At 71.6% G+C, this 13,792-nt stretch carries 10 protein-coding genes and 1 pseudogene; 4 read left to right on the plus strand and 7 right to left on the minus strand.

Annotated elements, in window-relative coordinates; translation table 11 throughout:
• Positions 1-88 precede the first annotated feature (88 nt).
• The gene (locus K4B79_RS17145) at positions 89-1,273 is read left to right on the plus strand and encodes an acyltransferase family protein (RefSeq protein WP_232027461.1); all 1,185 of its coding nucleotides are present in this window, start codon (positions 89-91) and stop codon (positions 1,271-1,273) included.
• Here K4B79_RS17145 and K4B79_RS17150 read toward each other — a convergent pair.
• The 4 genes from K4B79_RS17150 to K4B79_RS17165 all read right to left on the minus strand — a co-directional run bounded on the left by K4B79_RS17150 (position 1,270) and on the right by K4B79_RS17165 (position 6,551).
• On the minus strand, positions 1,270-1,755 hold the full coding sequence (locus K4B79_RS17150; protein ID WP_232027462.1) for an HD domain-containing protein: 486 nt from the start codon (positions 1,753-1,755) through the stop codon (positions 1,270-1,272). The two genes, K4B79_RS17145 and K4B79_RS17150, sit on opposite strands and share 4 nt — an antisense overlap.
• A complete protein-coding gene (locus tag K4B79_RS17155) occupies positions 1,752-4,211 on the minus strand; it encodes an FtsX-like permease family protein (RefSeq protein WP_232027463.1) in 2,460 nt (819 codons plus the stop codon). Before K4B79_RS17155 ends, K4B79_RS17150 begins: the two co-directional genes overlap by 4 nt.
• Positions 4,211-4,966 (minus strand): ABC transporter ATP-binding protein, encoded by a 756-nt coding sequence (locus K4B79_RS17160; RefSeq protein WP_232027464.1) that lies wholly within the window; start codon positions 4,964-4,966, stop codon positions 4,211-4,213. The genes K4B79_RS17155 and K4B79_RS17160 overlap by 1 nt, the downstream gene beginning before the upstream one ends.
• 403 nt (positions 4,967-5,369) lie before the next feature.
• The gene (locus K4B79_RS17165) at positions 5,370-6,551 is read right to left on the minus strand and encodes a PP2C family protein-serine/threonine phosphatase (RefSeq protein WP_232027465.1); all 1,182 of its coding nucleotides are present in this window, start codon (positions 6,549-6,551) and stop codon (positions 5,370-5,372) included.
• A 162-nt stretch (positions 6,552-6,713) separates the two neighbouring features.
• Between K4B79_RS17165 and K4B79_RS17170 the strand changes: the two genes are divergently transcribed.
• Positions 6,714-7,967 (plus strand): GNAT family N-acetyltransferase, encoded by a 1,254-nt coding sequence (locus tag K4B79_RS17170; RefSeq protein ID WP_232027467.1) that lies wholly within the window; start codon positions 6,714-6,716, stop codon positions 7,965-7,967.
• Positions 7,968-7,974: 7 nt separating this feature from the next.
• On the opposite strand, the gene K4B79_RS17175 is transcribed toward K4B79_RS17170, so the two are convergent.
• Positions 7,975-8,784, minus strand: a complete 810-nt coding sequence (locus K4B79_RS17175) for an Fpg/Nei family DNA glycosylase (RefSeq protein WP_232027468.1) — start codon at positions 8,782-8,784, stop codon at positions 7,975-7,977.
• Between the two features lie 48 nt (positions 8,785-8,832).
• Between K4B79_RS17175 and K4B79_RS48630 the strand changes: the two are divergent.
• Positions 8,833-9,009: pseudogene (locus tag K4B79_RS48630) on the plus strand (cobyrinate a,c-diamide synthase); the annotation flags it as partial.
• A gap of 70 nt (positions 9,010-9,079) precedes the next feature.
• On the opposite strand, the gene K4B79_RS17180 reads toward K4B79_RS48630, so the two are convergent.
• On the minus strand, positions 9,080-9,565 hold the full coding sequence (locus K4B79_RS17180; protein ID WP_232027469.1) for a ribose-5-phosphate isomerase: 486 nt from the start codon (positions 9,563-9,565) through the stop codon (positions 9,080-9,082).
• A 215-nt stretch (positions 9,566-9,780) separates the two neighbouring features.
• Between K4B79_RS17180 and K4B79_RS17185 the strand changes: the two genes are divergently transcribed.
• Positions 9,781-11,244 carry an amino acid permease gene (locus tag K4B79_RS17185; protein ID WP_232027470.1) on the plus strand — a complete coding sequence of 488 codons (1,464 nt, stop codon included), beginning with the start codon at positions 9,781-9,783 and terminating at the stop codon, positions 11,242-11,244.
• A 71-nt stretch (positions 11,245-11,315) separates the two neighbouring features.
• Here the strand turns inward: K4B79_RS17185 and K4B79_RS17190 are convergent, their stop codons facing one another.
• A complete protein-coding gene (locus K4B79_RS17190) occupies positions 11,316-13,520 on the minus strand; it encodes a serine/threonine-protein kinase (RefSeq protein WP_232027616.1) in 2,205 nt (734 codons plus the stop codon).
• Positions 13,521-13,792 lie beyond the last annotated feature (272 nt).

Genomic DNA, 13,792 nt, shown 5'->3' on the forward strand with positions numbered 1-13,792 from the left:
CCAAGAAAACGGGGGTACTCGCGGCGATTAACCAGGAATGACGTGGACGGTTTTACGAATACCCACGCTCATCGCTAGGGTGCCTCAGATGTTCCACGCCGCCTCGTCCCGAACACCGCTCCCCCCGCAGTCGGCGGACGGAGTGCCGAGTCCGCGCTCGCCCCAGAAGCAGCAGAGCGACCAGCAGTCCCGGCCGGGCGGCAACCCCGGCAAGCAGCGGGACGCGTTCTTCGACAACGCCAAGTACCTGGCCATCGTCCTGGTCGCCGTGGGCCACTCCTGGGAGCCCCTCAAGGACGACAGCCGGATCCTGGAGGGCCTCTACCAGGTCGTCTACGCCTTCCACATGCCGGCGTTCATCATCATCTCCGGGTTCTTCTCGCGCAGCTTCGACATGCGCCCGGACCGGCTGAAGCGGCTGATCACCGGCGTCGCCGTGCCGTACATCCTCTTCGAGACGGCCTATCCGCTCTTCAAGCGCTACGCCGACCACGACCCGAGCCAGGAGATCAGCCTCCTGGACCCCTGGTACCTGACCTGGTTCCTGGTGGCGCTGTTCGTGTGGCGGCTGACCACGCCCATCTGGAAGCTGGTGCGGTGGCCGCTGCCGCTCGCGCTCGTCATCGCGATGCTGGCGAGCGTCACGCCGGAGATCGGTGACGACCTCGACCTCCAGCGGGTGCTCCAGTTCCTGCCGTTCTTCGTGCTCGGGCTGTCCCTGAAGGCCGAGCACTTCCGGCTGGTGCGCCGGCGCTCGGTGCGGATCCTGTCCGTGCCGGTGTTCGCGGCCGCCGTGGCCGTCAGCTGGTGGGCGGTGCCGCGCATGAACACCGGCTGGTTCTACCACCGGGACGCCGCGCAGGAGTTGGGCGCGCCCTGGTGGACCGGGCCGGTCATGGTGCTGGCGCTGTTCGGCTGCTCGCTGCTGCTGACGGCCTGCTTCTTCTCCTGGGTGCCGGGCCGGACCATGTGGTTCACCGCTCTCGGCGCCGGCACGCTCTACGGCTATCTGCTGCACGGCTTCCTGATCAAGGGCGGCGACTACGCGGGCTGGTTCGACCACCCGGCCCTGCACCGGCCGCTCGGCGAGATCTTCGTGAGCGTCCTGGCGGCCGCCGCCGTGACCCTGCTGTGCACCGCCCCGGTGCGGCGGGTCTTCCGGTTCGCGATGGAGCCCGACATGAACTGGGCGTTCAAGCGGGACGCCGCCGAGGTGGCCCGCGGACGCGAGCAGCGGACGGCGGCCCCGGCACGCGAGAAGGTCGACGCCTAGGCGCCGGCGTTCCCGTTCCCGTTCCCGTTCACCACGAGGCCGAGAAGGGCGCGCATCCGCGCGTACTTCTCGGTCAGTCGTTTCCGGGTCGGTTCGTCGAGGACCGCGAGGCGGGCCGGGTCCGCGTTGTGCGCCAGGTCCGCCTCCTTGACCAGGAGGGCGCCCGGAGTGGCGAGGACGCGCCCGGCGTACGCCTCCGGCGACTCCCCCGCCCGCTTGGTCAGCGCGCGCACGATGTCCTTCGTACGGCGGCTCAACGCGGCCTCCTCCAGCCACTGTTCGGACAGGGCGTCGTCCTCGACGGCGTCGTGCAGCCAGGCCGCCGCGATCTGCTCGGAGTCGCCGCCCCGCGCGCGGACGCCCTCGGCGACGGCCTGGAGGTGTTCGGCGTACGGCCGTCCCGCCTTGTCGGTCTGGCCGGTGTGGGCGGCGCGGGCGAGGGCTTCCACCTCGGCGAGGTGCAGCTGGGGGTTCGGGGTCACTCGTCCAGTGTGTCGCCCTTGAGGGCGGCGCGGGCCGGGAGGGTGGCCGCGGTCAGGCCGAGCACCACGACCGTGCCCGCGAAGGCGCCGTAGACCAGAGGCGGGATGTAGGGCCCCTCCCCCGTCAGGCCCTTCATCATCGGGACGAGGGTGGCCAGCGCGATCGCCGTGCCGAGGACGATGCCGGCGAGGGCGACCAGGAGGGCCTCCCAGCGGACCATGCGCAGCACCTGGCGGCGGGTGGAGCCGATGAGGCGGAGCGTGCCGAGTTCGCGGCGGCGGTCGAGGACCATCATGACCAGGGTGTTGACGGCGGCGACGGCCGCGAAGCCGCCGAGGACGGCCGCCATGACCGTGTTCGCCCAGGCGTTGAGCTCGCGGTCGACGGACCGGGCGGTGGTGTAGTCGGCGCGGTCGAGGACGGTGCCGAGGTCCCGGAGACCGGCCGCCGTGCCGCCCTTCGTCCACAGTTCGGTGTCGAAGGCGGTGCTGACGTGGGTCGCGAGGTCGGCGCGGTTCATGGTCACCTGGGACAGCCCCAGGCCGCGTCCGTACGTCGCCACGATCCGCGGCTCGGTCTTCGTGCCGTCGGGCAGGCGCAGGGTGAGGCGGTCGCCGACGGCGCGGTTGGCGCCGTCGGCGAGGGCGGCGTCGACGGCCACCTCCCCGGATTTCAGGGACAGTCGGCCGCGCTCGACGTCCAGGTCCTGTACGGCGGCCAGGGCCTGCGCGGAGCCCGTGACGCCCTGCGCGGAGGCGGAGGTGATGACCCCGCCCGAGGCGGGTACCAGCACCGAGGTCCGCAACAGGCCGACGGCGGCGGTGACTTCGGGGGCGCGTGCGGCCTTCCGTACCGCGTCCGGTGCCAGGCCCGGGTCCGCGGTGACGAAGTGGTCGGCGAGGATGCCCTCGCGCTGCTGCCGTGCGGTGGCACGGTCCTCGCTGGTGTGCATGAAGACCAGCACCGACGAGAAGGCCATGGCCAGCACGATCGGGGTGATCGCGGAGGCCAGTCGGCGGGCGTTCGTACGGGAGTTGGCGGCGGCCAGGGAGGCCGAGGCGCCCGCGCCCCTGAGGGGCAGGCCAAAAAGGGCGGCGCACAGCCGGGCGACCAGCGGGCCGAGCAGGGCCACGGCGAGCATGAACAGCATGACGATGCCGAGGGCCGCGTTGGCGGCGTCCTCGCCGGTCAGCGAGGCGGACAGGCCCGCGCAGACGAAGCCGCCGGCCGCGGCGGCGATGCCGAGCGGGGTACGGATCCAGCCGAACCGCAGCCGCTCCACGGACGCCTCGCTCAGCGCCTGGCCCGGCTTGATGCGGGAGCTGCGGTGGGCGGCCATGTACCCGGCGCCCAGGGCGCCGACGAGGACGGCGCCCGCGGCCGAGACCAGCGGGATCCAGGAGACGGACAGGTCGACGGCCTCCGGGATCGCGCCCTTGTCCTTCAGCTGCCCGAACCACCAGGCGGCCAGGGCCGTTCCGGGCAGGCAGCCGGCCACGCCCGCGAGCGGGGCGATCAGGAGGGTCTCGGTGGCGATCGTGCGGCGGATCTGCCGCGGGGTGGCGCCGACGGCACGCAACAGGGCGAATTCCCGGGCGCGTTGGCCGACGGCGAGGGCGACGGTCCCGGCCGCGGTGAACACGGCGACCACGGTCGCGATGCCGCCGAAGGAGCCGCCGATGCCGGTGAGGTTCTCCTTGGCCATGCCGAGGGCCGGGTCCTCCACGGTGCCGCGGTCGTCACCGGTGTGGACCTCGGCGCGGTCGCCGAGGGCGCGGGCGACCTGGGAGGCGAGGGCCGCGGTGGTCACGCCGGGTTCGGGGAGTACGGCGATGGCGTCGATGCGGTTCGGGTGCCCGGACAGGCGTACGGCTTCGGCGTCGGCGAACCAGACGGTGGCGCTGTCGGCCTTCGGCCCGCTGTCCGGGGTCCGGTCGCCTTCCGTCGTACCGGAGACGCGGTAGGTGCGGGTGCCGTCGGGGGTGGTGAGGGTGACGCGGTCGCCCACGGTGCCCTGGGTCAGGGCGACTTCGCCGGGGCCGGGTGCGCGGCCGGAGGTGAGGCGGTCGCCGGTGAAGGTGGTGGAGGCCCAGTTGTGGGCGGTGAGGGGGCCGCGCGGGCCCTTGGCGAAGAACGTGACGTCGGGGACGGCCGCGCGGGCGCCCGGGGCCGAGGCCGCCCTGGCGACCAGGGAGGCATCGAGGCGGGCGCGGTCCGGGACCGGTTCGCTGTCCGCGCTGTCGCCGTGGCCGTAGTGCGCCTTCTGGTCGGCGGCGGCCACGACGGGGGCGGCGGCGTAGCGGTCCGGCGGGACGCCGGCCCGCAGGCCCGTCTCCAGGAGGATGCCGCAGGCCGACACGATCAGCGCGGCCATCGCGAGCGCGACGAACGTACCGACGAAGCCGGAGGGCCGGAAGCGGACGGCGGCGCGGGCCAGGCCGTTGGGGCGGAACATCAGGCGGCCGCCTTCGCGAAGGCCGGGGTGGTGAGGGTGGCCATACGGGCGGCGATCCGGTCCGCCGGGGCGCGGTCCAGGCGGTCGACGATCTCGCCGTCGGCCAGGAACAGGACGCGGTCCGCCCAGGCTGCGGCCGACGGGTCGTGGGTGACCATCACGACGGTGGCGCCCTGGGTGTCCACGGCCTGCCGGAGCAGGGAGAGGATCTCGGCGGCCGTGGTGGTGTCCAGGGCGCCAGTGGGCTCGTCCGCGAAGACCACGTCGGGGCGGGTGACCAGGGCTCGGGCGATCGCGACGCGCTGCTGCTGGCCGCCGGAGAGCTGGCCGGGGCGGCGGCGGGCCTTGTCGGCCAGGCCGACCTGGGCGAGCATCTCGGCGGCGCGGCGGCGGTCGGGGCGGTGGCCGGCCAGGCGCATCGGCAGGACGACGTTCTGCTCGACCGTGAGGGACGGGAGCAGGTTGAACGCCTGGAACACGAAGCCGAGGCGGGTGCGGCGCAGGGCTGTGAGCTTGTTCTCCTTCATGCCGGTGATCTCCGTGCCGCCGAGGCGGACCTTGCCGGCGGTAGGGCGGTCGAGGCCTGCCGCGCACTGCAGGAACGTGGACTTTCCCGAGCCGGAGGGGCCCATCACTGCCGTGAAGGTGGCCGGGGGGAGGGTGAGGTCTATGCCGCGCAGGGCGTGGACGGCGGAGGTGCCTCGGCCGTAGCGGCGGGTCACTCCGTGCAGTTCTACGGCCCAGTCGGCTGCCATGGGTGTGTTCCTCCGGTCCGTGGTTCTTGGTGGTGCTTCGAACGTACGGAGCGGGGGTGTGCTGGGGCGATGCGGTGGGCTGGCGGATGTGGGCGGGGGTTTTCCCCACTGTGGGTCTTGTGAGCGGTGGGTTTGCGACCCGTGGGTGTGCTTGTGCCCGGGGGTGCGGCTCGGGGGTGGGTTTTCGCTCGCCCGCGCTTGCGGGGTGCCGCCTTTCTGTGGGTCGGGAGCCGCCCCAGCGGCACGATTGCCCGCAGTCATGGCAACGGCGAGCGCGGCGCCCGCAGCTCGGGTGACGGTGACCGCACTCACCTAAGGAGCGCGGGGCTGTGTCGATATGCGGCTCCGCCGCGTGGGCGCGACCAGCCCCCGCCGGGCCGCAGGTGAAGGACTGCCGCGTAGGTCAGTGGGGCATCGCCTGGGCCGTGGGGCCCTCTCGGCAGATCAGGAGGAGGGCGCGGTCGTCGTTGACGTCCTTGGCTACCGCTTCGATGAGGTGCCAGGCGGCGCCGTGGAAGCCGCCGGCGACGTAGCGGTCGGCCTCGCCGGTGAGGCGGTCGATGCCTTCGACTATGTCGCGGTCGGAGGTTTCCACGAGGCCGTCCGTGAAGAGCATCAGCACGTCACCGGGACGGAGCGAGCCCTTCACGGGGTCGAACTGGGCGCCGTCGTAGACCCCGAGGAGGGGCCCTTCCGCGGCCTTCTCCTCCCAGCGGCCGCTGCCCGCGCTGAGCTGGAGGCCCGGCGGATGACCGGCGGAGTACAGCTCGTAGTCGCCGGAGTCGAGGTCCAGGACGAGGTGGATGGAGGTGGCGAAGCCCTCGTCCCAGTCCTGGCGGAGGAGGTAGCCGTTGGCCGCGGGGAGGAACGCGTGCGGGGGCAGCGAGCCGAGCAGGCCGCCGAAGGCGCCGGACAGCAGCAGGGCGCGCGACCCGGCGTCCATGCCCTTGCCGGAGACGTCCGTGAGGACGACCTCCATGGTGCGGCCGCCGTTGGTGCGGGCCGCGACAACGAAGTCACCGGAGAACGACTGGCCGCCCGCCGGGCGCAGCGCCATCTCGCGGTGCCAGCCGTGCGGCAGCTGCGGGAGCTTGCTCTGTACCCGGATGCGTTCGCGCAGGTCGAACAGCATGGTGCCGCCGCGCCGCCAGGGCACACCGACCCGGCTGCGGAACTGGGCGATCAGCAGACCGAAGAATCCGCACGCGGCGACCACGAGCACGATGCCCGGCGTGACCCGCGAGGCCCCCTCCGTGTAGGGGCCGAGCTGGATCGACTCCACGATCAGCGCCGTCGCCGCGGCCGCGTACAGGCCGAGCAGGCTCGCCGGGCGCAGCAGCAGTCCGCCCGCGACGATCGGCAGGACCAGCGCGGCCGGGGAGCACCACACCGAGTTGGCCAGGGTGATGGCGGTGATGACCGGGACGGTCAGGAGCAGACCGGCCAGCGCGATCCAGTCCGAACCGTCGCCGCGGAAGTAGTCCACGGCACTTCTGCGCAGGCCGACGCGAGCCCGGTGCCACTGCATTCTCAACCGGGCCGTGAACGTCTCGGCTTCCGCGCGCCGCTCTCGTCCTGCTGCCATTAGTTCGGGACCCTATCCATCGGACCAGCTGCTTGGCACGGGAGGTCCCACTTGTCCCCCGTCCGAGGTTCAACTTCACAGTGAACTTCACAGAAAGCCACCGCGCCGCCACCAAGACGAAATTCCCTGGCCCGTCCCGCAATGCCCTGGTAGGCATGGTTCATGGGGACTGACTTCGCGGCCCGGGCCGCCACCGAGCTACGGGTGCTGCGGCCGGACGACTGGAACCAGTGGTACGACAACCTGCTCCGGGCCTTCGGCGGAGTGCCGGAGTCCGCCGACGAGCGGGAGCTGTGGAACTCCCTCACGGAGCCTGACCGCTCCATCGGCGCCTGGGACGGCGACACGTGCGTGGGCACGGCGGGGGCGTTCAGCTTCCGGCTGACGGTACCGGGCGGCGCCTCGGTGCCCGCGGCGGGCGTGACCATGGTCAGTGTAGCCGCCACGCACCGGCGGCGCGGAGTGCTGCGGTCCATGATGCGGCGGCAGTTGGACGACGTACGGGAGTGGGGGTGGCCGCTGGCCGTCCTGACCGCCTCCGAGCCCGCCATCTACGGCCGGTTCGGGTACGGCGCGGCCACGCACTGCGTCAACGTCGAGGTCGACACGACCCGTGTGAGCCTGTCCGTGCCGCCCGGCACCGATGACGTACGGCTGCGGTACGTCGCGCCGGCCGACGTACTGGACGCCTGCGAGGCGCTGTACGCGCGGCGGGTGGCCGAGCGGCCGGGGATGCTGGCGCGGCTGCCCGGCTGGGAGCGGCTGCAGGTGCTCGACCCGGAGAGCGAGCGCAACGGTGGCTCTCCGATGCAGTGCGTGGTCGCCGAGCGGGACGGCGAGCTCGTGGGGTACGCCCGCTTCCGGGTCAAGCCGCAGTGGGACACCGCCGGGCCCAGGGGCGAGGTGTTCCTGCTGAACACGGAGGCGCTGGACCCGGCGGCGCACGCCGCGCTGTGGCGCTTCCTGTTCGAGATCGACCTGACGTCGACGGTGCGTGCGCACGGGCGGCCGTCGGACGAGCCCTGGCTGTCCATGGTGAGCGACCTCCGGCGGTGCGGGCTGCGCGTGCGGGACTCGTTGTTCGTCCGGCTCGTCGACGTCGGGGCGGCGCTGGAGGCGCGGACCTATCAGGCGCCGGTGGACGTCGTGTTCGAGGTCGAGGACGCCTTCTGCCCCTGGAACGCGCGGCGTTGGCGGCTGAGCGGCGACTCCAAGGGCGCGTCCTGCGCTCCTACGACCGACCCGGCCGATCTCGCCTTGTCCGTACGGGAGTTGGGGGCCGCGTACCTCGGTGGCGTGAGCCTGGCGTCGTTGGCGGCGGCCGGGCGGGTGCGGGAGGTCCGGCAGGGGGCGTTGGCGGAGGCGGCGGTCGGGTTCGGGTCGGCCGTGACGCCGTGGTTGCCGCACGGGTTCTGACGCCGGCTCAGTTCCGTTGGCAGGTCGGGCACCAGAAGAGGTTGCGGGCGGCGAGATCGGCGGTGCGGATCTCGCCGCCACAGATGTGGCAGGGCATCGTGGCCCTGCGGTACACGTACACCTCGCCGCCGTGGTCGTCGACGCGGGGTGGGCGGCCCATCGCCTCCGGAGTGTGTTCCGGGCGGACGGTGTCGATGCGGTTGGTGCGGACGCCCTCGCGCATGAGCTCGACCAGGTCGGTCCAGATCGCGTCCCACTCGGCGGGGGTGATGTCCCGGCCCGCGCGGTACGGGTCGATGCCGTGCCGGAAGAGGGTCTCTGCGCGGTAGACGTTTCCCACGCCCGCGATGACCTTCTGGTCCATCAGCAGGGCGGCGATCGTCGTACGGCTGCGGGAGATCCTGCGGTAGGCGGTCTGCGGGTCGGCGTCGTCGCGGAGGGGGTCGGGGCCGAGGCGGTCGTGTATCGCCTGCTTCTCGGGGGGTGTGACCAGGGCGCAGGTGGTGGGGCCGCGGAGGTCGACGTACGACGTGGTGTTCGCGAGGCGGAGGCGGACGGTGTCCGTGGGTGGGGGTGCGGGAGCGGGGCCGAAGGTGACCTTGCCGAAGAGGCCGAGGTGGATGTGGATCCAGTCGGTGTCCCTGAAGGCGAGGAAGAGGTGTTTGCCGTGGGCCTCTGTGGCGGTGAGTTCCGTCCGGGTGAGGAGGGCGGCGGCGTCGGTGAACTTGCCCTGGGGGCTGGTGACGTGGGGGGTTGAGCCGAGGAAGGCGGTGGCGTAGTCCTGGGCCAGGCGGTGGATGGTGTGGCCCTCTGGCACGGGGGGTGCTCCTCGGTCTTTCGGGTGCCGTCTTTCGTCTTCTGTGGGTGGGGGTGCGGGTCTGGGAGTTCGCCCCCGCCGCCCCTGCCCGTCCCATCCCCAGGTGCTGCCGCCCCTTCGACCCCGCCCAGGGGGCTCCGCCCCCTGGACCCCCTGTCGGCCCTTGAGGGGCCTCGTCCTCAAACGCCGGACGGGCTGAAAACGCGGGCGGGTGGGGGATCGGGACGGCAAGAGGTCGTCCTCAAACGCCGGACGGGCTGGGAATGCCCGGGCCGGTGTTCCGGTCTGGGTGGGGTTACTGCTGGGGGTGGTGGGGCGGGATCGGGGGGAGGTCGCCCGTGGACTCGTAGGCGGCGAGCATGTCGATGCGGCGGATGTGGCGGTCGTCGCCGGAGAAGGGGGTGTCGAGGAAGGTCTCGACGAACCTGGTCGCCTCGTCCTGGGTGTGCATGCGGGCGCCGACCGCGATGACGTTGGCGTTGTTGTGCTGGCGGCCGAGGGAGGCGGTCTCCTCGCTCCAGGCGAGGGCCGCGCGGACGCCCTTCACCTTGTTCGCGGCGATCTGCTCGCCGTTGCCGGAGCCGCCGATCACGATGCCGAGGGAGTCCGGGTCGGCGGCCGTGCGCTCGGCGGCGCGGAGGCAGAAGGGCGGGTAGTCGTCCTGGGCGTCGTAGATGTGGGGGCCGCAGTCGACGGGGTCGTGACCGGCCGCCTTGAGCCAGTCGACGAGGTGGTTCTTGAGTTCGAAGCCCGCATGGTCGGAGCCGAGATACACGCGCATGGGATGAGTGTGACACGCGTGTTTCCGGGCAGCAGCCTCGGGGGCCGACCCGGAAAACTGTGGGCAACACCACGAAACCTCAGGAAAAGCTCAAGTAACGATCTGGATTCAAAGGTTCAAGAATTCCTTTACCTCGGATTCACTGGACCGATTCGTACGCCCCGTGCTCCGCTCGTGCGGGGAAGAGCTCAACCGGCGCAAAGGAAATCCGTCCTATGACCTCGCAGCCGACCCTCCCCAAGGCTGGTCACACCCCCGGAGACCCCGGTGAACCCGGCGGTGGCCTCCAGGCAGGACTCAAGAACCGTCACCTCTCGATGATCGCCATCGGCGGCGTCATCGGGGCCGGGCTGTTCGTCGGATCCAGCTCCGGTATCGCCACCGCGGGACCCGGCATCCTGCTGTCGTACGCACTCGTCGGCACGCTCGTGGTGCTGGTGATGCGGATGCTCGGTGAGATGTCCGCGGCGAATCCGACGTCGGGTTCGTTCTCCGCGCACGCCGACCGGGCGCTCGGGCCCTGGGCCGGGTTCTCCATCGGCTGGCTGTACTGGTTCTTCTGGGTGGTGGTACTGGCGGTCGAGGCGACCGCCGGTGCGGTGATCCTGGAGGGCTGGATACCGGCGGTGCCGCAGTGGGCGTGGGCGCTGATCGTGATGGTCGTACTGACCGCCACCAACCTCGTCTCGGTGGGCTCCTACGGCGAGTTCGAGTTCTGGTTCGCCGGTATCAAGGTCGTCGCGATCGCCGCGTTCATCGTCATCGGCGGGCTGGCCGTGTTCGGGCTGCTGCCGGGTGTCGACAGTGACCAGGCCGGGCTGAGCAACCTCACCGAGCACGGCGGATTCCTGCCCCACGGTGCCGGAGCGATCCTCACCGGTGTGCTGCTCGTCGTCTTCTCCTTCATGGGCAGCGAGATCGCCACCCTCGCGGCCGGCGAGTCGGAGAACCCGCAGCAGGCCGTCACCAAGGCCACCAACAGCATCATCTGGCGCGTCGCCGTCTTCTACCTCGGCTCGATCTTCGTCGTGGTCACCCTGCTGCCCTGGGACAGCAAGTCCATCACCGACGACGGCTCCTACGTCGCGGCACTCGACTCCCTCGGTATCGCGCACGCCGGTCAGATCATGAACTTCATCGTGCTGACCTCGGTGCTGTCCTGTCTGAACTCCGGCCTCTACACGGCCTCCCGCATGGCCTTCTCGCTCGGCCAGCGCGGCGACGCGCCCAAGGCCTTCGCCCGGACCAACAGCCGGGGCGTGCCGATGGCGGCGATCCTCGCGTCCGTGGTGTTCGGCTTCGTCGCGGTGTTCTTCAACTACCTGTCCCCGGACACGGTCTTCCTCTTCCTCGTCAACTCCTCCGGTGCGGTCGCCCTGTTCGTCTGGCTGGTCATCTGCTTCTCGCAGCTGCGGATGCGGAAGATCATCCAGGCCGAGGCGCCGGAGAAGCTCGTCGTGAAGATGTGGCTGTACCCCTACCTGACCTGGGCGACGGCCGCGCTGATCATCTTCGTCCTGGGCTACATGCTGACCGACACCGAGCACGACGGGCGCACGACCGTGCTGCTGTCCCTGCTCGTCGCGGCGATCGTGCTCCTCATCGCCTACCTGAAGGAGAAGGCCAAGGGCGGCGCGCAGAAGCTGGACGACGGCGAGCGCGAGACCAGCAAGGTCTGAGCGGGCGGCTCACCCATCCTTCTTGTTCTTTCCCTCGGCGGGGCCCTGTGTGCGGGGCCCCGCCGTGCTGTTCAGAGCACCGTGAAGCTGTCCCTGACCTCGCCGTAGGTCTTGAGTGCCTGTTCCTCCACGTCCGGCTGGTACCAGGTGTTGATCTGGTACGACTTGCCGTTCTCGTTGAAGCCGAGCAACTGCGCGTGCCAGGCGACTCCCTTGAGCGTGAAGGTGTACTCCCATACGACGGCCTCCTGGCCGCGGAACGTCGTCCTCTCCAGGCGGATCTTCCGGTAGTCCTGGCCCTGGCGGGCGTTCTGCTCCGAGGTCTCCCAGGTCTCCATCAGGTCGCCGCGGGCGAGGGCGGACTTGGCGGCGAGTTCCTGTTTGCCGTCCGGGGAGGTGTAGTGCACCTCCGCCCCCGTCTTCACGTCCCGGCGCCAGCCCTCGGGGGTCGTCCACGCGAACCCGCCCGCCTCCCGGTGCGCGCCCGGCGGCAGGCTCTGCGGCCGTGACGTGCCCTCCACCGTGGGCGACGGACTGCCGCCGGTGGCGGAGGACACCGGCTGCGAGGCCGACGGCGAGGATCCCGCCCTGGTGTCGTCCGGCGACCCGGCCGTCGCCGCCAGCACGATCGCGACGACGGCACCCGCGGTGACCACGCCCACGGCCGCTATGAGAGCCGTCCGGCGCGTACCCCTCCGCGGGGTGCCGGCCGGCACGGCGGGGCCGGGGAGTTCGCCTGAGGGCGGGTTCAGGGGATGGGGGCCCAGGGAGAACGGGGCGTCGGGGGTGCGGCCGGGGGTGGGCGTGAGTGCCGGGACGGGCGCTGGGCGGCTCTCGGTCTCCGCCTCCGCGCGGGTCAACGAGACGCCGGTACCCGTGCCCGGCGCGGTGCGCTCAGAAGTGCCCGACGGGATCTGGGAACGGGTCTCCGAACGCCCCTCCGAGACCGCCTCGGTGGATGCGTTCAGGGGGTGCGCCGACAGGGGTGAAGGCTCGGCGAGAGGGGTGGAGGGCGCCGGGGGCGGGTCCAGGTCCGGTCGCGGGTCCGGTCGCGGGTCCGGTATCGCGTCCTGGATGGGCTCCGCTTCTGGTTCCGGCTGAGACTCGGGCTCGGGCTCCGGTGCCGGCCCCCTCAGGTCGCGCGGCACGCGGAGGGAACGGGTGTCGCCGGACGTCGGTGCGGTTGCCTCCGGCGGCTCCGGTGATGTCGACGGCTCGGGCGACTCGGGGGAGGCGGACGCGCCGGCCGACTCGAACGACTCGGGCGGATCCTGCGGACCCCTCGCGTGGGCTGCCCACGGCGCGGCGGACTCCTCCGGCGTGGCGGATGCCTCCGGTACACCCGTCGGGGCCGCCGGGCCTGCTTCCGGAACAGCGGTCCCCGGAGCTCCCGTCTCGGAAACCCTCCCCTCCGCAGAACCGGAACCAGAACCAGGAGCAAGACCAGGACCAGGACCAGAACCTGCGCGTTCCTCCCCCGGCCCCGCTTCCACCCCTCCCCCCACCTGGACCGTCGGTGTCGGCGCCGGATACGCGAGCGGCCGTAGGGACGCCTCCAGGTCGGACAGGCCGGGGCGGACCTCGGGGTCCTTCTCCAGGAGGGCGGCGAGGATGTCGCGGAGGGGGCCGGTGGTGGTGGGGAGTTCGGGCTCCTCGTAGAGGACGGCGTGGAGGGTGGCGAGGGTGGTGTCGCGGGAGAACGGGGACCGGCCGTTGAGGGCCGCGCAGAGTGTCGCGCCGAGGGACCACACGTCGGACGGCGGGCCCTGGGGGCGGCCGGAGACCCGCTCGGGGGCCATGTAGTCGGGCGAGCCGACGAGCATGCCGACCATGGTGAGCGCCTTGGCGTCCTGCATCGCGGCGATGCCGAAGTCGGTGAGGACGATACGGCGGCCGCCGTTCTCCACCAGGACGTTCCCGGGTTTGATGTCGCGGTGCAGGACCCCGCGGGCATGCACTTGGCGCAGTGCCTCCACGAGGCCGAGTCCGAGGTGTGCGGTCTCCCGCGGGCCGAGGGGGCCGTCCTCCGCCATGATGCGTTCGAGGGAGCGGCCGGAGACCAACTCCATGACGATCCACAGGCGTTCGCCCTCGTCCACGACGTCGTAGATGCGCACGACGTTCGGGTGGTCGATGCGGGCCGTCGCCCTGGCCTCGCGCAGGGTGCGTTCGCGGCGGGTGCGGGCGTCCTCGGCGTCGAGGCCGTCTATGCGCATCTCCTTGACGGCGACCTGCCGGTCGAGTATCTCGTCGGCGGCACGCCACACCCGCCCCATTCCCCCCTGGCCGATACTTTCGACCAGGCGATAGCGTCCCGTCACCAGGAGTCCCGGCACTCCGCCGCTCCTCGTGTTCCCCCCGACTCCCGCGTTTCCCGCGTTCCCCGTGTTTCCCACGCCTTCCCTATTCCCCGGCAATCCGCTGCACCCCCCTCAATGCCTTCCCGATTGAAACACAATGGTCACACTTCGCGCCGTACCAGCATAGTGCGGAGAAATCTTGTGGTACCTCTTCAAGTACTGCGAATTCAGGCGCAGCCAAGGGGGAC

The sequence above is a fragment of the Streptomyces lincolnensis genome (genome assembly GCF_021173675.1).
GTDB lineage: Bacteria > Actinomycetota > Actinomycetes > Streptomycetales > Streptomycetaceae > Streptomyces > Streptomyces lincolnensis_B.

Coding starts and splice junctions, on each gene's coding strand:
- K4B79_RS17190 (WP_232027616.1), bottom strand. CDS start 13,520: ATGGGGCGGGTGTGGCGTGCCGCCGACGAGATACTCGACCGGCAGGTC.
- K4B79_RS17170 (WP_232027467.1), top strand. CDS start 6,714: ATGGGGACTGACTTCGCGGCCCGGGCCGCCACCGAGCTACGGGTGCTG.
- K4B79_RS17145 (WP_232027461.1), top strand. CDS start 89: ATGTTCCACGCCGCCTCGTCCCGAACACCGCTCCCCCCGCAGTCGGCG.
- K4B79_RS17160 (WP_232027464.1), bottom strand. CDS start 4,966: ATGGCAGCCGACTGGGCCGTAGAACTGCACGGAGTGACCCGCCGCTAC.
- K4B79_RS17185 (WP_232027470.1), top strand. CDS start 9,781: ATGACCTCGCAGCCGACCCTCCCCAAGGCTGGTCACACCCCCGGAGAC.
- K4B79_RS17155 (WP_232027463.1), bottom strand. CDS start 4,211: ATGTTCCGCCCCAACGGCCTGGCCCGCGCCGCCGTCCGCTTCCGGCCC.
- K4B79_RS17165 (WP_232027465.1), bottom strand. CDS start 6,551: ATGGCAGCAGGACGAGAGCGGCGCGCGGAAGCCGAGACGTTCACGGCC.
- K4B79_RS17180 (WP_232027469.1), bottom strand. CDS start 9,565: ATGCGCGTGTATCTCGGCTCCGACCATGCGGGCTTCGAACTCAAGAAC.